At 34.7% G+C, this 7,703-nt stretch carries 6 protein-coding genes and 1 riboswitch; all 6 genes read left to right on the top strand.

Annotated features, from left to right (window positions below; genetic code table 11):
• The coding region (gene tilS / locus ACTCDL_RS00490) for a tRNA lysidine(34) synthetase TilS (RefSeq protein ID WP_463173252.1) at positions 1–476 on the top strand (476 nt) is incomplete at its 5' end.
• A gap of 12 nt (positions 477–488) precedes the next feature.
• A complete protein-coding gene (gene hpt, locus ACTCDL_RS00485; RefSeq protein ID WP_463173251.1) occupies positions 489–1,037 on the top strand; it encodes a hypoxanthine phosphoribosyltransferase in 549 nt (182 codons plus the stop codon).
• A 154-nt stretch (positions 1,038–1,191) separates the two neighbouring features.
• Positions 1,192–3,057, top strand: a complete 1,866-nt coding sequence (gene ftsH, locus ACTCDL_RS00480) for an ATP-dependent zinc metalloprotease FtsH (protein ID WP_463173249.1) — start codon at positions 1,192–1,194, stop codon at positions 3,055–3,057.
• A gap of 344 nt (positions 3,058–3,401) precedes the next feature.
• Positions 3,402–3,491: riboswitch (ZMP/ZTP riboswitch) on the top strand.
• 184 nt (positions 3,492–3,675) lie between these two features.
• Positions 3,676–5,352, top strand: coding sequence for a formate--tetrahydrofolate ligase (locus tag ACTCDL_RS00475; RefSeq protein WP_463173247.1), 1,677 nt, complete (start codon positions 3,676–3,678; stop codon positions 5,350–5,352).
• Between the two features lie 377 nt (positions 5,353–5,729).
• Positions 5,730–6,539: a 3-methyl-2-oxobutanoate hydroxymethyltransferase gene (gene panB, locus ACTCDL_RS00470; RefSeq protein WP_463173246.1), complete on the top strand. Its 810-nt coding sequence runs from the start codon at positions 5,730–5,732 to the stop codon at positions 6,537–6,539.
• A gap of 262 nt (positions 6,540–6,801) precedes the next feature.
• Positions 6,802–7,653, top strand: a complete 852-nt coding sequence (gene panC / locus ACTCDL_RS00465; RefSeq protein WP_463173245.1) for a pantoate--beta-alanine ligase — start codon at positions 6,802–6,804, stop codon at positions 7,651–7,653.
• The last annotated feature ends 50 nt before the right edge of the window (positions 7,654–7,703 follow it).

Below are 7,703 nucleotides of genomic sequence, written 5' to 3'. Positions count from 1 at the left end.
AGATGTGTATAAGAGACAGAGAAATAATAGTTATTTTGAACTATGATGAGGTGATTTTTACAACAGAAGACATTAATAATGTTAATCATTTTAAGCATAAGTTATTATTAGGAAGTAAAAAAATTCCCCAAGTAGATTTAGAAGTTAAAACAGATGTTGTTGATAAAATATTCCCCTGGAAGAAGACTCTAAAGAATCCCAATATTGCTTGTTTAGATTTTTCTAAAATAGGTAAAGAATTTTATTTAAGGCAACGTGAAGATGGAGATCGGTTTTATCCTTTAGGAATGAAAGGTAGTAAGAAGGTTAAAGATTTCTTGATTGATGAGAAAATTCCAATAAATCAAAGAGATAGGGTGCCAGTTTTTACGACTTTAGAAGGCGATATTTTCTGGTTAGGTGGACTTAGAGTAGATGATAGATTTAAAATTACAGATAAAACAGAGAAGATTCTAATGATTGAGATTATAACTTAAGGAGGAATTATAGTGTTAGAAGGAATTATTGAAGAAATATTAATTGAAGAAGATGAACTACAAGAAAGGATTGCCCAATTAGGAAAAAAGATAACTGATTATTATAACCAAGATGATGATATAGTTATGGTCTGTATTTTAAGGGGTGGGGTAATGTTTATGGCTGATTTAGCTCGTAAAATTAAACTACCAGTAATCCTTGATTTTATGGATGTTACTAGTTATGAGGGTGGAACCACTACTACAGGAAATGTTAGAATTATCAAAGATTTAGAGGAGAGTATTGGAGATAAGCATGTGTTAATTGTAGAGGATATTATTGATACTGGTTTGACTTTAAAGCATGTAATTAATATGTTAAAAACTCGTAATCCTAAGAGTATTAAGGTCTGTACTTTATTGGATAAACCAGAACGTAGGACAGAAAAGCATGTCGAAATAGATTGGAATGGATTTGAAATTCCAAATAAATTTGTGGTAGGTTATGGGTTGGATTATGAAGAGAGATATAGAAATGTACCATTTATCTTTGTTCCTAAACCAGAAGTATATGAAGGGTAGTATATTTTAATTATTTTGTACTTTGATTAAGCTGGTTGCTTAATTGAACTTATGTAATTGATTAGTTTGCTATAACTTCTTTAATATGGTATAATAAATAATTGTGAAATTATATGATTTTATTTTTATGTGTTTGGGGAAGGAGGATTAATAGTTGAAGAAATTTTCAAAGAGTATAGGCTTTTATTTGATAATCATTGCAATTGGTGTTTTAATAGCTCAATATATTATTGCGCCTAATCAACCTAGTGAAGAAATTACTTATAGTCAATTTATAAATAAAGTCGAATCAGGTAAGATTAAAAATGTTACAATTATAGGTGAGAATGTAGTTCAGGGTAAATTAGAAGGTAGAACTTTTAAGATTAATATTCCTGGGACTATCGAAAAAGTTGAAGAGATACTAAGGACTAATGAAGTAGATATTGAGACCAGACCTGAGCCAGAACCACCTTGGTGGACAGGTGTTTTTGCTTACTTATTACCTACTGTAATTTTAATTGCAGCTTGGATCTTTATTATGAATAAGATGCAAGGTGGAGGCAATAAAATGATGTCTTTTGGTAAGAGTAAAGCAAGGTTACATGATAATGAAAAGAAGAAGGTTACCTTTGATGATGTAGCTAATTATGAAGAGGTAAAGGAAGAGTTAGTTGAAGTTGTAGAATTCTTAAAAAACCCTGAAAAGTTCAGTAAATTAGGTGCTACGATACCAAAGGGGGTATTATTAGTAGGGCCTCCAGGAACAGGTAAGACCTTAATGGCTAGAGCTGTTGCTGGTGAAGCTGGAGTACCTTTCTTTATTATCAGTGGTTCTGATTTTGTGGAGATGTTTGTAGGTGTTGGTGCTTCCCGTGTTAGAGATTTATTTGAACAGGGTAAAAAGAATGCACCATGTATTATCTTCATTGATGAGTTAGATGCTGTAGGTCGCCAACGTGGAGCAGGTGTAGGTGGAGGTCATGATGAACGTGAACAGACCTTAAACCAACTATTAGTTGAGATGGATGGATTTGAAGCCAATGAGGGAATTATCTTGATGGCTGCAACTAACAGACCTGATGTATTGGACCCTGCATTATTAAGACCGGGTCGTTTTGACCGTCAAGTCACTGTTGATCGACCAGATTATAAAGGTAGAAAAGGTGTCTTAGAGATACATGTTAAGAATAAACCATTAGCTGACGATGTAGATTTAGGTGTATTAGCTCGTAGAACGCCTGGTTTTACTGGTGCTGATATGGAGAATTTAGCTAATGAAGCGGCTATTTTAGCTGCTCGCCGTGATAAAGATAGAATTGGTATGTTAGAATTTGATGATGCTATTGACCGTGTTATTGCTGGTCCTCAGAAGAAGAGTAAGATTATCAATGATAAGGAAAGAGATATAGTATCCTATCACGAAACTGGTCATGCTTTATTAGGAGAATTATTAGAGCATGCTGATCCAACTCATAAAGTGACGATTATTCCTCGAGGTAGGGCAGGTGGATTTACTATCAACCTTCCAACAGAGGATAAAAGCTTTATTACCAAGTCTGAGTTATTAGACAAGGTTACTATGCTATTAGGAGGAAGAGTAGCTGAAGAGGTCTTCCTTGATGATGTTAGTACTGGTGCTCAAAATGACTTAGAGCGTTCTACTAAGATTATTAGAAATATGATTACCGATTATGGAATGAGTGAAAAGCTTGGACCTTTAACTTTAGGTCAAAAACATAATGAGCAGGTATTCTTAGGTAGAGATATTTCACGTAGTCGCAATTACAGTGAAGAGGTTGCTTCACAGATTGATAAAGAAGCTAGAGAGTTGGTAGAAAAGTGTTATGAGATGGCTAAAACTATCTTAACAGAGAATAGAGACATGGTTGAAGATATGGTAGCTGAGTTAAAAGAGCAAGAGACTTTAAATAGAAGAGAGATTAAAGCTATTATTAGTAAATATAAGCCTGGGTTCTATGATGATCTTGAAGAAGATTATTGGGATTTAGAAAAAGAAGATAATAATAAAGAAGAATAAATTTTAACCGCTAGCAATTAATTGCTAGCGGTTTTTTTTAAGGAAATTATAATTTAAAGTCTATTGCTAAGTTATAGGTTCGTGAATCTAGAATAAAATTTAGCCATAATGCTATATAGAGATAATGGTACACTTTCGTGTCAGGAATCTGGAATCAGTCTGTTTTACTGATAACTGGTTCCTGATTCCTAAAACAGTCCCAATATATCCATTAAGTTTCATTTTGAATTCACATACCTATAGTTTGAGCTTAAGTTTGAGTAAAATACGTTACTATTAGGTGATTATATGTTTTTTAATTATTCTTGACTAATAAAAAAGGTATGTGTTATAATCAAGTCAAAAGAGAGTCATAAGACTGGCGGATAATTATGGATATAACCATAGGGGATTATGACATATATATGGCTTAGCCGACCGCCTGGGCAGATAGTATGAAAAGACTATTTGCTCAGGTGGTTTTTTATATTTAGTTAGCAGTAGTGATTGAGAAAAAGAGAAGATTAGAACTTGTTTTAGATTAGAGAAATTAGTAGTTATAAAAAGTAGGAATAGAGGATAAACAGCCAAAAGTAATGAAATATTAAAAGTAATGATAATTTAAAAGGGGGAGATAAAATGAGTTATAAGTCTGATATTGAAATTGCACAAGAGGCTAAGATGTTACATATTAAAGAGATAGCTGCCAAGCTGGGGTTAAGTGAAGAGGATATTGAATTATATGGTGATTATAAAGCAAAGATTAAGTTAGAGACATATCAAAGATTGATGGAGCAAGAAAAGACGGCTAAGTTAATCTTGACTACGGCAATTAATCCAACTCCAGCAGGAGAAGGAAAATCAACAACTACTGTAGGGTTAGGTCAGGCTTTAAATAAGATAGGAAAGAATACTGCTATTGCATTACGTGAACCCTCTTTAGGACCATGTATGGGAATCAAAGGCGGGGCAGCGGGTGGAGGTTATGCACAGGTTGTACCGATGGAGGATATAAATCTACACTTTACAGGTGATATTCATGCTATTGGAATAGCTCATAATCTATTATCAGCAGCGATTGACAATCATATTAAACAAGGAAATGAATTGAATTTAGACCCAACTAAGATTAATTTTAAGCGGGTAGTAGATATGAATGATCGTGCTTTAAGAGAGGTAGTAGTAGGTCTTGGTGGAACAGCCAATGGTCAACCCCGTCAAGATGGTTATATGATTACTGTAGCTTCTGAAGTAATGGCAATCTTATGTTTAGCTGAGGGAATCTTAGATTTAAAAGAGAGATTGGGCAAGATGGTTGTAGCTTATAGTCATGATGGAGAAGCTATTACAGCTAAGGATTTAAAGGTAGCGGGTGCAATGGCGGCTTTATTAAAAGATGCAATTAAGCCTAATTTAGTTCAGACTTTAGAGAATACTCCTGCCTTTATTCATGGTGGTCCTTTTGCCAATATAGCACATGGTTGTAATAGTGTTATGGCTACTAAGTTAGCCCTTAAAACTGCTGATTATGTAGTTACAGAGGCTGGATTTGGAGCAGATTTAGGAGCAGAGAAGTTCTTTAATATCAAATGTCGTTTTGCAGATTTAGCTCCTGATGCAGTTGTAGTAGTAGCTACGGCTCGTGCTTTAAAGCTTCATGGTGGTGTCAGTAAGGATGAATTAAACGAGGAGAACTTGGATGCATTGGCAGCAGGCTTAGAGAATTTAGAGAAGCATATTGAGAATGTACAGAAGTTTGATGTGCCTTTAGTTGTAGCTATCAATGAGTTCCCAACAGATACAGAGGGCGAATTGAATTTAATTAAAGAGCGTTGTGAAGAGCTGGGTGTAGAAGTAGCCTTATCCCAAGTTTGGGCTAAAGGTGGAGAAGGTGGAATTAAGTTGGCTGAGAAGGTATTGGAGTTAATTGAGCAGCCAAGTGATTTTAAAGTATTGTATGATGTTGAAGATTCTATTGAAGAGAAGATAACTAAGATTGCTACTGAAATCTATGGAGCAGCTAAAGTCAACTTTACAGCTAAAGCTAAGAAGGATATCAAGCAATTAATTAAGGATGGTTTTGATAAGATGCCAATCTGTATGGCTAAGACGCCTGTTTCATTATCAGATAATCCTGCACTAAAGGGAAGACCGATGGGTTTTGAAATAACAGTGAGAAAGATTAATGTATCTGCAGGAGCGGGATTTTTAGTAGCATTAACAGGAAATGTAATGACAATGCCAGGGTTGCCTAAGCGACCTGCTGCTGAGAATATAGATATTGATGAAAATGGAAAAATTACTGGTTTATTCTAAAGCAGTAACAGGTGACGAGGAAGTAGTTAAGAGTTAAAAATATTAGTATTTAATTTATATTTTGGGTTGAAAGTATTAGAGTTAATTAGTATAATGGTAACGAGTTGAATTATTTAAGCTCAAAGAACAATTGAATATTTCGCTTGGATCCCAAAGGACTGAGACGGTTAAGTTGAGATTAGGATAACTATACCTAGTTGTATCTAGTTATGTTTATAAATGGCCCTCTTATCCCCCTTGTGGATATGGGGGCTTCTTCTATTTTGGGGGTAAACTTTTGAATAAGAAAAGAGTATAGGCTATCTACTAAAAGAGAAGAGAAGAACTTGATTTTTAGAGATAAGTGAGCTTAAAAAGATATTAAATGGGGTGATAGAATGAGAAGGGACTTTACGACAGTGACAACCTTACAAGAGAGGAAAGAGTCAGGAGATAAGATTACAATGTTGACAGCTTATGACTATCCAACAGCTAAGCTGATTGACCAAGCAGGGATTGATATTATCTTGGTTGGAGATTCTTTGGGGATGGTTGTTTTAGGATATGAAAATACCCTAGCAGTTACTATTGAAGATATGATTCATCATAGTAAAGCCGTAACTAGAGCAACTGAAAGGGCTATGGTTGTTACTGATTTACCTTTTATGGCTTATAAGATAGGTGATGTCAGTCAGACTGTCCAAAATGCTGGTCGTATTATTAAAGAGAGCGGAGCAATGGCTGTTAAACTAGAAGGTGGCAGCGAAATATCAGAAGAGGTAAGGTCTATTATCAAAACGGGGATTCCGGTAATGGGACACTTGGGTCTTACTCCGCAAGCTGTCAATCGATTTGGTGGATTTAAGGTGCAAGGTAGAGAAGAAGCAGCTGCTAAGAAATTAATAGAAGATGCCTTGGTTTTAGAACAATCTGGTGTTTTTGCTATAGTGTTAGAGTGTATACCAGCAGAATTAGCAAGAGAAATTACTGAGCAATTATCTATCCCTACTATTGGTATCGGAGCAGGAAGAGATTGTGATGGTCAAGTATTGGTCAGTCAAGATATGTTAGGGGTTTCATTAGATTTTACCCCTAAATTTGTGAGAAAGTATGCTGACTTAAATCAGCAGATGAGTATCGCTTTTAGAAATTATAAGAAAGAAGTTGAGAATGGGAGTTTTCCTAATCAAGAGGAGAGCTTTAATTAACATAGGCTTTTAAGTCTGAAATGAAATTTGAATGTGTTTTTATGGATAGATAATGCGACACTTCGTGTCGAGCGTGAGCTATGAGTGTGTGTAAAGTCTCTTTTTATTGGGGTTTACTCACACTCACACACCTACTCACTCACGCTAATTTTAAAAGTGTCGCAATATCCCCATAAAGTCTCATTTAAAATTACATATCTGTAAGAAGAATATTCAAGATAGAGTGAGAAGTTAAGTTGTATAATCGCAAAGGAGGATCTATATGGAAATCTTCAAGACTATTTCTGAAATTAGAAGTTATGTTAAGCAAGAGAGAAGAGCAGGAAAGACTATTGGGTTTGTTCCCACTATGGGATACTTACATCAGGGACATTTAACTTTAATGAAAGAAGCTAAAAAGGATAATGACATTGTAATTGTCAGTATTTTTGTCAATCCGACTCAGTTTGGTCCAACAGAAGATTATGAAGAGTATCCTCGTAATTTAGAAGGAGATGCTACTTTGGCTAAAGAAGTAGGAGTAGACATTATCTTTGCTCCAGAGGTTGAGGAAGTTTATTTTAAGGGTGCTGTGACTACAGTTAGAATAGATGGATTAACTGATAGGCTCTGTGGAGCTTCTAGGGTTGGTCATTTTGATGGGGTTTGTACTATAGTAACTAAGTTATTTAACATTGTTAATCCTGATAAGGCTTATTTTGGTCAGAAGGATGCTCAACAGGTTTTGGTTATTAAGAGGATGGTAGCAGATTTAAATATTGATATAGAAGTAGTAACAGTGCCAATTGTTAGAGAAGCTGATGGTTTGGCTATGAGTTCTAGAAATAAATATTTAAATCAGACAGAAAGAGAAGCTGCTTTGGTCTTATATAAGTCTTTGCAACAGGCTCAGCAATTAATTGCATCTGAGAAAGTTGATGCTAAGTTGATTAAAGAAGAGATGATAAAGTTGATTAATCAAGAGCCTTTGGCTAAGATTGATTATGTTGAAATAGTAAATCAGAATAACTTAGAGGAAATAAATAGAGTTGAAGGTAAAGTTTTGATTGCTTTAGCTGTGTATATAGGAGAGACTAGATTGATTGATAATCTAATGTTAGAGCTTAAAAATTAATATTATTTAATTCAATAGGTTTAAACTAATAATTATATGGGAGGTATAAC

The sequence above is a fragment of the Orenia sp. genome (genome assembly GCF_055140805.1).
Note: the sequence above shows the minus strand (reverse complement) of the source record. Positions and strands in the feature narration are given on the sequence as shown.

Bases quoted from the DNA above. Each gene is read 5' to 3' on its own strand.
- ACTCDL_RS00475 (WP_463173247.1), top strand. From the start codon at position 3,676: ATGAGTTATAAGTCTGATATTGAAATTGCACAAGAGGCTAAGATGTTA.
- panB (WP_463173246.1), top strand. From the start codon at position 5,730: ATGAGAAGGGACTTTACGACAGTGACAACCTTACAAGAGAGGAAAGAG.
- panC (WP_463173245.1), top strand. From the start codon at position 6,802: ATGGAAATCTTCAAGACTATTTCTGAAATTAGAAGTTATGTTAAGCAA.